Annotated in this window: 15 protein-coding genes and 3 pseudogenes; 9 read left to right on the forward strand and 9 right to left on the reverse strand. The window is 37.7% G+C overall.

What is annotated here, in order from left to right:
* Positions 1-38 precede the first annotated feature (38 nt).
* Positions 39-1,250, forward strand: a complete 1,212-nt coding sequence (locus tag BV906_RS03080) for an MFS transporter (protein WP_087971994.1) — start codon at positions 39-41, stop codon at positions 1,248-1,250.
* 248 nt (positions 1,251-1,498) lie between these two features.
* Here the strand turns inward: BV906_RS03080 and BV906_RS03085 are convergent, their stop codons facing one another.
* From BV906_RS03085 to BV906_RS03095, 3 genes are all read right to left on the reverse strand, one after another.
* Positions 1,499-1,681, reverse strand: coding sequence for a Spo0E family sporulation regulatory protein-aspartic acid phosphatase (locus tag BV906_RS03085; protein WP_245843805.1), 183 nt, complete (start codon positions 1,679-1,681; stop codon positions 1,499-1,501).
* 416 nt (positions 1,682-2,097) lie between these two features.
* Positions 2,098-2,331 carry a hypothetical protein gene (locus BV906_RS03090; protein ID WP_087971995.1) on the reverse strand — a complete coding sequence of 78 codons (234 nt, stop codon included), beginning with the start codon at positions 2,329-2,331 and terminating at the stop codon, positions 2,098-2,100.
* 131 nt (positions 2,332-2,462) lie between these two features.
* Positions 2,463-3,305, reverse strand: a complete 843-nt coding sequence (locus tag BV906_RS03095; RefSeq protein WP_087971996.1) for an aldo/keto reductase — start codon at positions 3,303-3,305, stop codon at positions 2,463-2,465.
* Between the two features lie 190 nt (positions 3,306-3,495).
* Between BV906_RS03095 and BV906_RS03100 the strand changes: the two are divergent.
* Positions 3,496-3,666: pseudogene (locus BV906_RS03100) on the forward strand (5-methyltetrahydropteroyltriglutamate--homocysteine S-methyltransferase); the annotation flags it as partial.
* A 64-nt stretch (positions 3,667-3,730) separates the two neighbouring features.
* Here BV906_RS03100 and BV906_RS03105 read toward each other — a convergent pair.
* Together BV906_RS03105 and BV906_RS19990 are read right to left on the reverse strand one after the other, a co-directional pair.
* Positions 3,731-4,099, reverse strand: a complete 369-nt coding sequence (locus BV906_RS03105; RefSeq protein ID WP_087971998.1) for a DUF1801 domain-containing protein — start codon at positions 4,097-4,099, stop codon at positions 3,731-3,733.
* Positions 4,092-4,217, reverse strand: coding sequence for a hypothetical protein (locus tag BV906_RS19990; protein ID WP_281254103.1), 126 nt, complete (start codon positions 4,215-4,217; stop codon positions 4,092-4,094). The genes BV906_RS03105 and BV906_RS19990 overlap by 8 nt, the downstream gene beginning before the upstream one ends.
* Before the next feature lie 120 nt (positions 4,218-4,337).
* Between BV906_RS19990 and BV906_RS03110 the strand changes: the two genes are divergently transcribed.
* Positions 4,338-4,730 carry an RDD family protein gene (locus BV906_RS03110; RefSeq protein ID WP_087971999.1) on the forward strand — a complete coding sequence of 131 codons (393 nt, stop codon included), beginning with the start codon at positions 4,338-4,340 and terminating at the stop codon, positions 4,728-4,730.
* Positions 4,731-4,808: 78 nt separating this feature from the next.
* Here BV906_RS03110 and BV906_RS03115 read toward each other — a convergent pair whose 3' ends face one another.
* Complete coding sequence (locus tag BV906_RS03115) at positions 4,809-5,681, reverse strand: transporter substrate-binding domain-containing protein (RefSeq protein WP_087972162.1); 873 nt, start codon at positions 5,679-5,681, stop codon at positions 4,809-4,811.
* 158 nt (positions 5,682-5,839) lie between these two features.
* Between BV906_RS03115 and BV906_RS03120 the strand changes: the two genes are divergently transcribed.
* The 3 genes from BV906_RS03120 to BV906_RS03130 are packed head-to-tail and all read left to right on the forward strand — an operon-like array spanning position 5,840 to position 7,432.
* Entirely contained in the window at positions 5,840-6,178 is a 339-nt protein-coding gene (locus tag BV906_RS03120) for a winged helix-turn-helix transcriptional regulator (protein ID WP_087972000.1), read from the forward strand.
* A gap of 10 nt (positions 6,179-6,188) precedes the next feature.
* The gene (locus BV906_RS03125; protein ID WP_245843857.1) at positions 6,189-7,127 is read left to right on the forward strand and encodes a DsbA family protein; all 939 of its coding nucleotides are present in this window, start codon (positions 6,189-6,191) and stop codon (positions 7,125-7,127) included.
* Positions 7,127-7,432, forward strand: a complete 306-nt coding sequence (locus BV906_RS03130) for a monooxygenase (protein WP_087972001.1) — start codon at positions 7,127-7,129, stop codon at positions 7,430-7,432. Before BV906_RS03125 ends, BV906_RS03130 begins: the two co-directional genes overlap by 1 nt.
* A gap of 47 nt (positions 7,433-7,479) precedes the next feature.
* Here the strand turns inward: BV906_RS03130 and BV906_RS03135 are convergent, their stop codons facing one another.
* On the reverse strand, positions 7,480-9,423 hold the full coding sequence (locus tag BV906_RS03135) for an FUSC family protein (protein ID WP_245843807.1): 1,944 nt from the start codon (positions 9,421-9,423) through the stop codon (positions 7,480-7,482).
* A 524-nt stretch (positions 9,424-9,947) separates the two neighbouring features.
* Entirely contained in the window at positions 9,948-10,139 is a 192-nt protein-coding gene (locus BV906_RS03140; protein WP_087972164.1) for a hypothetical protein, read from the reverse strand.
* Between the two features lie 352 nt (positions 10,140-10,491).
* Between BV906_RS03140 and BV906_RS03145 the strand changes: the two are divergent.
* The 3 genes and pseudogenes from BV906_RS03145 to BV906_RS20200 form a co-directional block, all read left to right on the forward strand.
* Positions 10,492-11,997, forward strand: a pseudogene (locus BV906_RS03145) (efflux RND transporter permease subunit); the annotation flags it as partial.
* A 226-nt stretch (positions 11,998-12,223) separates the two neighbouring features.
* Positions 12,224-12,340 (forward strand): YjcZ family sporulation protein, encoded by a 117-nt coding sequence (locus tag BV906_RS03150; RefSeq protein WP_087972003.1) that lies wholly within the window; start codon positions 12,224-12,226, stop codon positions 12,338-12,340.
* A gap of 157 nt (positions 12,341-12,497) precedes the next feature.
* Positions 12,498-12,572, forward strand: a pseudogene (locus BV906_RS20200) (YjcZ family sporulation protein); the annotation flags it as partial.
* A 139-nt stretch (positions 12,573-12,711) separates the two neighbouring features.
* Here the strand turns inward: BV906_RS20200 and BV906_RS03160 are convergent.
* Positions 12,712-13,566, reverse strand: coding sequence for an MBL fold metallo-hydrolase (locus BV906_RS03160; RefSeq protein ID WP_087972005.1), 855 nt, complete (start codon positions 13,564-13,566; stop codon positions 12,712-12,714).
* Between the last annotated feature and the right edge of the window lie 718 nt (positions 13,567-14,284).

Here is a 14,284-nt window from a genome sequence, read left to right on the forward strand (position 1 = left end):
ATTTGCATAACTTTAAAAGAAGCACGGGGAGGTAGAGATTGACTAAACCAAAGCTGTGGACAAAGGATTTTGTTATTATATCGTCGGCGAACTTTTTTGTGGCATTGAATTTTTATTTATTAATGACAACACTGGCTGTTTATGCCATTGAAGAATTTAATGCTTCCCAGAGTAAAGCTGGGCTGGCAGCGAGTATTTTTATTATTGGTGCGTTATGTACACGTCTCTTTGCGGGAAAATACATAGAGGTTGTGGGACGCAGAAAGTTATTATATGGTGGTTTACTATTATTCTTAATTACTACAATTCTATATTTTCCTGTTACTAATTTAAATCTGTTATTGTTCGTCCGCTTTATGCATGGCGCAGCTTTCGGAATTGCGACCACAGTGATGTCAGCTGCTGCGATGGATATGATCCCAATGGCACGTAAAGGAGAAGGAACAAGTTATTACATGTTGAGCGCTTCTGCCGCAACAGCTTTCGGACCATTTCTAGGGCTATTTATTACACAACATGCCGATTTCAGGATGATTTTCATCGTATGTACACTTTTTTCAGTCATTACCATTCTATTTACGTTATTTATAAAGATACCTGAAGCAAACATTACAGCAGATCAGCTTCAAGCGATGAAGTCAGGATTTAAAATTCAAGATTTCTTTGAAAAAAGCGCTCTTCCAATTTCGATTATGATGGTGTTTATGGGTATCGCCTATTCAGGAATCGTTTCCTTCATTAATTCCTATGCCATTGCTATCCAATTGGAAGATGCTGCAAATGTCTTCTTTATCGTTTATGCAATATTCTTGTTTATCTCTAGGCCTGTCGCTGGTAGATTGCAAGATGTAAAAGGAGATAACATTATCATTTATCCAGCGTTGGTACTATTTACACTGAGTTTATTACTGCTCAGTCAGGCACAAAACGGCTTCATTCTTCTCTTGTCTGGTGCACTCTTAGCGCTTGGATTTGGAACGATGATGTCTACTGCGCAAGCTATTGCTGTTATAGAATCACCAAAACATCGGGTCGGCCTGGCAGCATCAACTTTCCACATATGTATGGATAGTGGAATGGGAATCGGGCCATTCCTTATTGGCTTTATTGTACCACTTGTAGGATATCGGGGAATGTACTTAACAATGGCTGTCATTGTTTTTCTAACCATTTTCCTGTACTATTTCCTACACGGGAAAAAAGCTGCTGCGAGAAAGCGCAGTATACTGGCTGATAGTTCGAATGCATGATCATTTATTTTTAGTAAATAAATTTTTCTCATACTTTATACAGTCACGTCCCATTTAAGGCTCCTTTTTGTAACTATTTCATTTAACACATACACTGTTGGAAGCAGGAGAACCGCCCCGTGCTTCCGACACCAAAAAGGCCCACTAATCCATCATCAGAATTAGTGAGTCTTTTTGGTGTGCTAATAACCATCTCATAATAACGAGTTGTTGGAAGGAAATTTAGTTACGAATGATGGTAATCATTTCTAACGATCAAAAGTAATCATCTTTTCCTCTTCATTTAGCAAACGTTCCAACTCATTCAATTGTTTATCCAACGATTGTGAGGTAGTTATTAAATGAGGGTCATTTGGATCATTTTCATAGATTTTATACATTTTTTTCCTCGTTAATTCAATCTTCATCTGTAAATCAGCAATATAAGACAAAATTTACATCCTTTCCACTTTAAGTTCGTCTGTAAGATATTAGTGGAAAATTGTATCAGCCAAAACGCTTCTTCACTAAGCAAAATACTTTCACATCAGTGAGCCAATGCAAGAATTGTCTTGCTAATCGCACAATCTTTCTTTCACTCTTACATCCAACAGTGTCTACAGTCTTATTTATCATCTCGGAAATAAATTAAAATGACAGGATATTTCAGAACATTACTTTGCATTGTTTAATTTAACATCTTCATTACCCTCACGATTAGACTTACCCTAAATTCTTAAATAATAAACATACAAAAAAGAAGCATGGAGACGGTTCTCCTGCTTCCTTTATCCTCTGAACTATGAACCTATTTAATATATTCGGGTTGCTAATATAAAATCGGGGGACTGTATACTTCCTTTACTGATTAGTGAATTTCAAATAATTCAATACTGTTAACTAATGCATCTTGAAGTCTCTTTAATTCATCCATAGCAATATTCTTTGTATCATACAATCCTAATAAAATAGTTTTACTTCCCCAAAAGCCGTTTGGAACAGTAGCTATAATCGCACTCTTCTTCTTACCGCCGAAATTCTTAGTTATCGAAAATGATTTAGATTCTACCAATTCTTTTCCATCTTGACTCCTAACCCACAAGAAACCTCATCCTTTCGCTCGCTTTTGTATCTTCCTATGTATACGAAGCATGGTGATGGTTCTCCTGCTCCCGCACCATGATCCTCAGTGTTGGAAGCAAAAGAACCTTCCCAGCGTTTCCCACGCTCAGATTAAAATTCTTCATATATGGCAGGGTCTTGATTTTTCTGTCTGCCATCTGGCCGTGTTAATTTTGCTATTTCACTCATTTCTGTTTCATTCAGAGAAAAGTCAAAGATAGATAAATTTTCACGTTGTCGTTCTGGTGATGAAGATTTAGGAATTGGAATTGATCCTAGTTGATGATGCCAACGTAAAATAACTTGTGAAACCGTCTTGTTATGATGTTCAGCAATATTTCGCAGTGTTTCATTTTCTAAAACATGATTTACTCGAGCTAATGGACTCCAGGATTGGGTCTGCACATTATTCTCTTCATGCCACTTTCTTTGTTCTTCCTGGTTAAAAAACGGATGTAATTCTATTTGGTTAATACTTGGCATCACATCAGTTTCCTTTTTTAAACGCTCTAAATGTTCGGGCAAGAAATTACATACTCCAATCGAGCGGATTAACCCCCATTTTTTAGCATCAATTAATGCATGCCATGCCTCTACATAATCATTCTGTATCGGATTCGGCCAGTGAATTAGATATAAATCATAGTAATCTAAATTTGCACGGTATAAGGATTCTTGAATCGTAGCTACAGCTTTATCGTACGTTTGGTAACGACCGGGTAATTTGGATGTAATTCTTAATTCTTCTCTTGGAACCGTACTGCGTCGAACAGCTTCCCCTACAGTTCCTTCATTTTCATAATTATAAGCGGAATCAATTAGTCGATAACCTGCATCAATCGCATTATTTATCGCTGTTGCACCTTCATTTCCATTAAGTTTATATGTACCTAGACCGATAACAGGCAACGTCACACCATCATTAAGTGTAATTTCCGGAATTGATGAACTCATAAACGAAACACTCCCTTTAGGTTATACCTTAAGATTACCACCTATATGAATTGAAATCCAAATATATGAGACTTGGCAATTGATAATTGTAAACATGTAGCAATATTTTTAAAAAAGTTGCTAAAGAAACATCCCGTCCATAGCTTTAAGCTATAGCAAGTGATAGATTTTGAATGTTACCATGTATGAAGTAATCATTAACCGTGTCAGGGAGGCTTCCAAATATTTGCCATTGGAACAGCTTTGCATCAGCCCACAATGTGGATTTGCCTCAACACACCACGGCAATAAATTAACGGAAGAGCAGCAATGGGAGAAATTGAAATTCATTGTAGACTTGTCTAAAGAAATTTGGGAATAACATAATAAAAAATCGATACATTTCTTTATTAGAGAATGCATCAATTTTTTATTAAGCAATTGTATCACTTCTCATTCAATGCTATTGCAGCTTGAATCAGATTGGTAAAAACTTCTGGTCTAATATCTTCCATCTTTTTTATTCTAATATGTCTCATTGTTTTTCCTGTACCTTGGAATAAATTATTGTTGTCCTTTTCTTGAAGTTCATTACCTTTATGAAAGCCAAAATTAACATGTTGCTTGGCTGTTTGCAGATAGCAAACTAAACCATTGTACGAATAATTCGGCATAGACCATTTATACTCTTCAATAAGTTCTGGTGCGGAATTAAGAATAATTTCCCTTAAAGAATCTGTAATCTTTCGAATATCATTTGGCAAATCCAGAATATACTGATCAACCTCTTTACTTTTACTAACTTTATTATTCATAGAATATCCCCTTATTATAGTAGTGATTATTATTATACCAAGGTAATGTGATCTTTTCGCTAAAAACCAAATCCTCGACCGGAATTTGTCCAAGTATAAGGATATCGACAAACTCCATTAAATACCTCTCCCATTAGCTTTGGTTTTCTAGTCTGGTAAATGAAACCTATTTGTTCAATATTCGTATAAGAGTTATAGTTATAGTTATAGTTAAAGAAAAAATTAAGGAGGAAGTTTTATGGAATTCATTACAAAGAAACGGACAAAAGCGATTTTCATAGATTTAGCTATTTCAACTGCAGTTACGGCGGGTGTAGAGTATTTACTGAGAAAGAAAGTGAAAAACGAGGCATTTCATGCGTTAGTTACTCCAACGGCAGTTTTATGGTCACTTGAATATGCACAGATGCGGAAATGTGGACAAACATTTGGGTACAAAAAAATGGGGCTAGTACTGGACAATATAGATGGCTCTGAACTGACACCCAGTCAGATTATCAAGCGCATGGCCTACCGCGATACGCTGAGTACATTTGATTACTTAAAAGACCACAAAGGATTTGAAAAACAAGAAGGTTCCATACTTCCCCATGACCAAGTTTCAAACACCATAGTAAGAGAACTCAATTAAGGAAGGCATCAGGACATTCTCTTGCTTCCATAATTAACGGGATGGAAGCAAGAGGAATGTCCCCGTGCTTCCATCTACTTATAAATCCAGACCTTCGATCTCTTTGATTTCTACATTCGGTTTTTGCGAGGCATCTTCTTCAAAGAATTGAATAGCCAATTCTGACAGGGTACCGTCGTCCCGCATGTCTTGTAGTACGTTATTTATTTCCACTGTTAGTTGATCCGCATCTTTTGGAATCGCGATCGCCTGCTCAGTCGGTCGGAATTTTAAATCAGGGTGTAAATGGATATCAAATTCCGGAAATTCCGCAATACCAAATTTCTGCAGATAATAATCATTGATTACTACATCTGTTCGGCCGTTGTGTACATCACGTAAATAGGCTTCATTCGGAGCATTGCCGTATGTAACAACCTCTGCTCCAAAGCGTTCAGCAATCTGACTGTGTACAGTTGTTGCTGCTCCGCCAGCTTTTTTCCCTGCCAAATCTTCCAATGAATTTATTCCTGAATTATCATCTTTGCGGACTACCATTGTCGTATAGGAATATTTATAGGGATCACTAAAATTGAACTCTTCTTTCCTCTTCTCAGTGGGTTCGATGTCATTGATAGCAACATCCACCCTCCCACTTTGAATCGCTGGCAGCATACTGTCACTCCCCATTATTTCGAAGGAGATGTTCAACTCCAGACGTTCAGCTACTTCTCGCATTATCTCAACACTATAACCCGTTAAACGGTCACTGCCATCTTCATAATAGGATGCAGGGAATAACGTACCCGATGTCCCTATAACAATCTCCCCTGCTCCCTGGATTTCTTCCCACCTTTTATCCGTTGTACTTTCATCGTTTTCACTTTCCGTCTTATTATTAGCAGTATCACTACATGCACTTATAAACAATATTAAAGCCATTAAAATAAGTACGCGGTTTAGATTTTTCAATTCTATACTCCCTCTCCTTGTTTTATCTTCCGTAAAAGTTATCATAGCACACAGACATCATCCTTTACCAAGCTAATTATGATTTCCTAAAAAAGTATACATTTTATACTTGATATATTTTTTATACTTGTTATAATCTATACAAAGAGGTGGTAAAAATGAAGGCTTGTCCTTATATTGAAGCCTCCTTTCAAATAATTGGGAAAAAGTGGAATGGCCAACTCATCCATTACTTATCCTTATGTACTGATAACACTGCCCACTTTTCAGATATCAAGCGTGATTTAACAGGAATTACATCCAGAGCACTGTCCCTGAAACTAACAGAGCTTGCGGAATACCAATTAATTGAAAAATTAGTTGACGGGACTTCCCCTGTTACAATTTCGTATCAATTAACTGAAAAAGGCAGAACCCTGGCCGACAGTCTAAAGCCAATTCAAAAATGGGCTAAGCAGTATATGAATGTAGAAATTCCAATAGAAAGGGAGGAATAATAAATTGACGATCAAAAATAATATGATTTGCGACATGGAAACAGGCGTATGTGGTGTAGCTGGAGATGAGGAAATGGAGATCATTGATTTCAATCAGCCCAAGAAAACAATTGATGTTTATTATGTGACAGACCCAATCTGTTCACATTGCTGGGCACTGGAGCCAGTTCTCCGTCGTTTCACCGAACAGTATGGCGATCATTTTAATTTTCATACGGTCATGGGAGGATTGCTTGAAAAATGGCATGACGGTCCAATTGATCCTGCAAACGGAATCTATAAACCGGCAGATGTTGCTGGACATTGGAGAGAAGTTGGCGTACAAACACGTATGCCGATTGATGGGTCACTCATGATTGACAACCCTGTTCAGTCATCCTTTCCCCCATCCCGTGTATTTAAGGTCATTCAAAAACAAAACGAAGAATTGGCAAGTGTCTATTTACGTCGCGTAAGAGAAGCACTTTTTGCTTTTAATCAAAATATTGCAGAGAAATCCATTTTAGTTGAAATCGTAAGTGATCTAGGTCTCGACGGAGAAGCTATTATTAGAGAAGCAGAACTACCAAGCACAAAGCAGTTACTAAATGAAGATTTCGCACTCGCTGCAAAACTAGGTGCAAGAGGATTCCCATCAATTATTATGATCAATTCGGAAAATAAAGGCGTAAAAATTGTTGGAGGTCGCGCACTTGAATCCTATGTTGCAGGGCTTGAGCAAGTTCTCGATACAGCAGAAATTCAACCAAAATTACAACCAGCACTTCCAAGCTTGCTTGAAAAAGAAAAACTTCTATTTTCAAAAGAGATTGAAGTCATGTATGATATTGAACAAGCGGATATTAGCGCATATATTGAAAAAGAGCTTCCATCAGATGATTTTCAAGCAAAGGAAATTCTTGGAGAAACATATTTTATAAAGAAACAAACGCATGAGGAGAATCTATAATGGCATATGTCTTACAAGTTGATTTTAAATTGGAAGGGCCATTTGGTGATGAAATGGCAGATGCATTTCATGATTTAGCAAAAAGTATCAATGAGGAAGAAGGATTTCTGTGGAAAATCTGGACAGAAAGCCCTGAAACAAACCAAGCTGGTGGAATTTATACTTTCGAAACAAAAGAAACAGCGGAAAGCTACTTAGAAATGCATACAAAAAGACTGGCTGGATTCGGAGTAACTGATGTTAACGCAAAAATATTCGCCATCAATTCCAAACTTACCGCGGTTACGAACGGTCCCATAAAATAAATTAAGAAAACTGTAAACCTTACTAATCAAGGGTTTACAGTTTTTATTTACAGGGTAACATTCCGGTCCATTTGTAGTGCCTTTTGTAATTTAAGTAGATATTTTTGTATACTTGGAAACCCTTCAATCTCAGGGATATTTTTTATCGACGGTGAGCGTTTTCGAATTGCTGCATTTGCCATCATTTCACAGACGTAAAGCAATTGGGCAAGTGCTTCATCTGAAAGAACAGGACGTTCAGTTGCCTTTGCGCAATCTTCTAAAAGATATCCTAACTGTGTGATGGAAAAGGTAACCGGCCAATAATAATCCAATGACTTACGGTTGACTGGAATCTCGCCAGATGCTGTTTGATACAATGTTTCTAAATTAGTGAGATTTGTGCGCATTTTCCGTAATTCTCTACTTTCCCTTGCCTGAAACCCTTCTCCTTGATTAGAGAAAAGGACTAATAATAACTGTGCCTGACTTCGAACCGTTTTCGTTATTAAATGTGGAAGACGACTAGAAGCAGACTTCCTTCCAATTAACCATACACCAATCAGACCAATCAATATACCGATTATAACGTCAACAATTCTAGCGGAGGCAAAATAAGCAAAGTTATAACTGCCTTGTGTTGTACTTTCCGCCATCAGTAATGCATTCGGCGTGAAAAACAATGCAGCTAATCCATAATTTTTCACGATAAACAACTCTGTTATGGACGTTAATATTAAAATCAAGAAGGCAATCAAGTATCCTGAAGGGTGCATCGCAAGAATCAAACTGGCAACTAGAATTCCTATCACCGTACCAAGCGCTCGTTGAATGGCACGATTGTATGTGGAAATAATCGTAGCACCCGACATGACTGCCACACAGGATAAAGGCACCCAATACGAGCGTTCCAAATCTAATTGGAAGGCGATAATTGCAGCAATCATTGTAACAAAACCAAAGCGTAAAGATGTAATGAATACAATCGAATTTTTATCAAAGGCTCCTCCAAAAATAGTCTTAGGTGATAATTTGGAAATTTGAATCGCCTGATTAATTTTTCCCGTCGGTTCATTCATGATCGCATCTGCATCGTAAATTTTTGCAAACAATCGACTAACATTTTCATCCATTTCATTAGGTTGAAGAATCTTTCCAGAAACACTTTCACCCTTCTTCTGATCAATCGAAACGGCAAATCCTCGAATAGTATCACCCAGTTCGGGCGGTAACTTTTCCCTACTTTCCGAAAAGTTATCCAGTGCATACATAAAAATTGTGTTTGCATGATCTTTTAACACATATAGACGTTTAAATATTTCTGTTTCCCGCCATGATATATAACCTGCTGCAAGTGTTTCATCCGCTTCATGTAAAACGGACATCATCCGCTGCCTGGCCGTAGCATTTTCTTCTGTACCAACGGAATCAAGAAATGCAGCCAACTCGAAATAAACGCGCTTTATGACATCTTTTTCCGGGCCATGTGGATCAAAAAACCAACCAATCATCGCGATAATCCATGACAAACTTCCACCAAGGAAAACGAGACCAGCACGCAATAGCACTTCTCCCGGATCGACTGGCATCCCTGTTGTCATTGAGAAAACCAATACAAAAAAGATAGCAGAAGGTCCCGCAATCCGTAAAGCACCAAAGATAAAAATAACGATTGCCCCAATAAGTCCCATCAAAACTGCTACCGCCAGTGGATACGGAGCGGCAACTGTTCCCAATGCGGTGACCAACATCATACCAAGAACAACGAAAAATAATTTTTTAGCCCGTTGTGCATATGGAATGTTAAATACGTAAAGATATGTAAAACCACCCAACGCAGCTATTAATCCATATTCCAGATTTCCAAATAATAACCCAATAATAATCGGTAGACTTGCAGCTAACCCGGCTGAAAATGCCTTCAGCCACGGAAACGGCCTCCGATTCACTGCCAAAGCCTGCTTAACAATGGAAGGGACAACAGATGCCCTTCCCCCCTTATTACCACCCAAACAAATCACTTCTTTCAGAATGGAAGCATGAGGACGGTTCTTGTGCTTCCTTTATAAAAATGGTACCTGCTTGTCAATTCTAACCGCTCTTTCATGCCGAAAGCTACCAACTGCCATTTGAAATCGAACAATTTTTATTCCCTGTCCGTTTAAAATACGTTTCACTTTAATTGATTTCCAATTGTGCTATATAGAAAGTACTAGCGTATTTTTTTATTATAACCAAGGATATATCATTTATGGCACGGAATTCAAAGTAAAGTAGTAACCAATAAACGATAAAATCTTTGCATATAGTAAGTATAGGATATATAGCTCTCTTTTAATATGGAACTTCATACAATCTATTTGAATGGTGATTTTAACTAATTTTAAAGAGTGGAGTAATATTTATTCCTTTCTGCAAAACTATATTTTATACCTAAACCTCGTTTAAATCTATAGTAGTGACTTCTCACATCCCATACCTCTCAACTAAGTCATTTCATAAAAAGTGCTGGTGCATTCATACACCAGCATGCTTCTTATTTATTAAAAAATCCACCGATATCCAAATCTCCTACCATCGATTTTGCTGAATTAAGTAGATCATTCTTTTCATTCTCATCAATTTCACCATCATCACGAGCCTGCTTAATCTCTTTAACCAATTGACCCGCTTTAGCTTTGTCTACATTCTTAAGCTTCTGTTTTAACTCATCAAATTTTTGACTCATATGAAACATCCTTCCGTAGTACGATATTCTATTGCCTCCCTTAAAATCTACCCTACTACTAATATAATAAAACATCGGAAGCATGGAGACAGTTCTACTCCTGCTCCCTTCAACAAAGTATTATATTACCAACCTCTAACAAGATAAATCTTTAATCCAGGTTCCACAGTACCTAAGTTTAAAAGCATCTTTGCCCTCTAGCGCGGTGGTTCGTATGCTGTTCAATTTTCGGAAGCAAAAAAACCGTCCCCGCGCTTCCTTTCGAAATAGTTAGTTAGTATATAGGTGGTCCATTTACAATGGGGGTGATGTTTGATGTTTGTAAGTAGTCCTTTTATAACTGCTCGGCTCATTGATGGGTTGCTTGTTGCTAACACCTTTAATCGGCATTAGTTTCCTTGGCAGTGAAGAAGAAGAAAAAGTAATGTATTTAACCTATTCGCCTGGAACAGGTGAATTAATGGAAGATACACTGGAAAACATTGCAGTGGTCGAAGACGAATTATTGAAACGTAAAGATATTGATATTGTTCAGTTATCTGTTAATGATTCTGCAGACCCAACAGCCGCTATGATGGGCGGAGACGGTGCATTAATGTACCTTATCTTTGATCCTGACATGGAGGATTTCCCAGAAGTTCGCGATGAAATTAAAGAGTACGTAACAACTATTGACCAATCCGGTGAATGGATCAGTCAGGACTTCTCTTCCATGGCAATGGCAACAAACGAAGTCAGCTATACATTCTATAGTGAAGACCTCGACAGCCTGAATAAAGGTGTTTCCATGGTTGAAGATGTTATGAATGAAAATGACAGACTGGAAGATGGTTCATCAAGTACAGAAGACGCTTTTGTGGAACATGTACTTAAAATCGATCAAGACGAACTGCTTCAGTACAGATTGACGACTGGACAGATCGTAGGCATGTTAAGCACTACTTCAACACCTGATGTTGTTACAACTGTTGAAAAAGATGGCGAAACATTGGATGTCATTGTGCAACAGGAACAGGAAGCAGCACCAACATCCATTGATGAACTGCTGGAGATGTCTATAGCGATCCCTGCAGCACCTGGAACAACCTTGCCGCTTTCTGATTTGGTAACAGTTGAGGAAGATACAACATTAAATACGCTATCTCGGAGTAACAATGAGTACTATGCAACTGTTTCAGGAACCATTCTAGACGATGATATTTCAATCGCAACATCTGAAGTCGATGCTGCGATTGAAGATCTGGAATTACCAGAAGGTGTAGAAATCGGTGTTGCTAGTGTAGCAGCAGACATGACCGAAACATTTACACAACTTGGAGTAGCAATGCTTGCAGCCATTGCGATTGTTTACTTCATTCTAGTTGTAACATTTAGTGAAGGTGTCGCACCATTTGCAATTCTGTTCTCCCTGCCATTTGCAGTGATCGGCTCATTGGTAGGTCTACTGATTGCAGGCGAAACAATTTCCGTATCTGTCATGATGGGACTACTCATGTTAATCGGTATTGTTGTAACGAATGCCATTGTGCTTGTGGACCGGATTATCCGGATGGAACGTGATGGTCTTACAATGCGTAATGCGATTCTGGAAGCTGGTGCAACACGTCTCCGTCCAATTCTAATGACAGCCCTGGCAACTATTGGCGCATTAATCCCACTTGCAATTGGTTCCGGTGCTGGCGGTTTAGTTTCCAAAGGTCTTGGTATTACAGTAATTGGTGGTCTTGCAAGTTCAACGATATTAACGTTAATTATCGTCCCACTTGTTTATGAAGTACTATCCAAACTATTTAAGAAAAACCGTAAAGATATACAAGAGAATTTAAAAAAACCCCTAATAGGATATACATCTTATTAGGGGTTTTTAACATTCCTGTCCCCCACACATTTTGCTTGAGAAACAAATGCTTGAATCCATATAAACACAGAAGAAGAGGAAGCACGGGGCGGTTCTCTTGCTTCCTATAATTGATTAATCGACACATGCCTGAACCTCCTAAACATATCACAAAAATAAAAACTGCATGTCTGCGCCCTGTCACATTCTGGGTCTTTCCATATGTTAATTAATGGGGGTGATAGTTATGAGCGAAACAACTGGTACTGGGTATGGTGGAGGTTTTGCCTTTGTAGTCGTGTTATTTATCCTTTTAATTATTGTCGGCGCATCTTTTGGCGGACATGGTGGATATGGATATTAAAATTTAAGAATAGACTAAAAAATTTATGTTAGGAGAGATATATATGGGATTTGGATTTGGACCTGAAGTTGGCGGATACGGACACGGCGGACCTGTTGCTGGATGCGGATGTGACCATGGCTATAGCTATGGCGGGCCTGTCGGTGGAACTGGTTACGGTGCTGGCAATGGATTTGCCCTAATTGTTGTATTGTTTATCCTACTCATTATTGTAGGTGCAGCTTGGTTTTAAGTTAAACGAATAGATTGATAAAAGTCTGCCTGGGCCCTTCCCGCTCGGTCAGACTTTTTTTGCTTGGATCGTATAAGGTTCCTCTGCATCTTACAATAAATAATTTCGGAAGCAAAAGAACCGTCCCCATGCTTCCTTCTTAGTTTCTCTGTTTCTTTTGATTACCGCTCACAAAGTTTTGGATAAACTCCACCTGGTCTTCATTTGGCATTGTCTTTTGTACTTCCTTAAATTTGGTTAAAGCTTTATCAAGCGAAACTTCTTTCCCCACAATTTCACCGATACTTATTAGCTCATCAAAAAAGCTATCCATTTCTTCATGTGTTTTCGGATCTTGGTGGCCTGTTACATAGTAATTTACATCATATCTTTTGATTTTATTTACCAGGATGTTGAATTCTTCCAAATCATAACTCCAGTCCCCGCTGTAGAAATCTTGATAAATGCAGTCACCTAGGAATATTACCTTTTCCTCAGGAATATAGATAATGGCTGAATCCCCGGCATGGACGCCTCCTACATGTTCCATCACACAAGTTACGCCACCTAAATCAATTTCAATTTTATGATTAAATGCTAAATCCGGCACCTTTAATTCCAAATGATCACGTGTAGGCATCTCACGTTTCATCATCTCACTGCAAAATTCAATTTCTTCTCCAGTCTCAACACGCCTATTTAATGAAGCATCATCCCATTTTAAAGTTTTCAGATATTCTATTCTCTCTTTCGTATCCTTATGACTTATCGTTAATAAATCCATCGTTTTCATGCCAAAGATGTGATCCCAGTGCCAATGAGTAATGGTAACAAACTTCACCGGTGAGATATCCATCTTATCGACCAATTCAAGAAAGTCGCTTGCATGTGCAGGTGAATTCCCCGAATCAACGATTAAACTATAATTATCACCAGAAATCAAACCGAGTGTCGGACGATCCGTTTCAGAATAATGGGGCATATAATGTACATTTTTGGTAAGTTTTCTTAGCATTTAACTACCTACTTTCGTTTTTTGTTGTGGAACTATAAGGTCAGGAGTGATGTCCCTCATCCATTAAAGTTTTAGGTCATTCATAAATTAAAAAGAATAAAAATCGAACAAATAAATAATTGTGGAAGCAAGAGAATCGCCCCTTGTTCCTAATAGTATATCTTAAAGTTGTTTTAACATATAACAATATGTAAGTTAGGGTCATTAAGGCTTTTAATCCGGCCATCTTTGCGAATTATAAAAACTCCCCACGGATGCAACCTATGCAGAAATGAGGCGGTTCAAATTTACTGAGTTGCAGCAACTAAACATGTAATCTCCTAGTCTAATGTAATACTTCAATATTTTTTCCTATATATAATGATTTAAACGGCTTCTATTAAAAATGATACCTACCCACTACTTATCACAATAATGAAGGCAGGCACTCATAATAATTAACTATCTTAAACACTAATCAAGGAATAAAAATACAACTGTTGAAAAATATCTTATTTATCAATAATGTCAACTTATATAATAATTGATTGACATTACTTATTTAATTCCTCTATGATTATATAACAGAGACGAAAAATTTGATTCCAAAAAATCATTTTACTCCTGGTCTTACAATTGGCATTTATTTGTTACGATGAATTCTGTCGAAGCGAATATCACAAACTTGCTCCCTTTATGATAATTGCGGTGTATCAATGATTTTCACTTTACCAATAGA

This window comes from Oceanobacillus rekensis (assembly GCF_002153375.1).
Classification (GTDB): Bacteria; Bacillota; Bacilli; order Bacillales; family Amphibacillaceae; genus Oceanobacillus; species Oceanobacillus rekensis.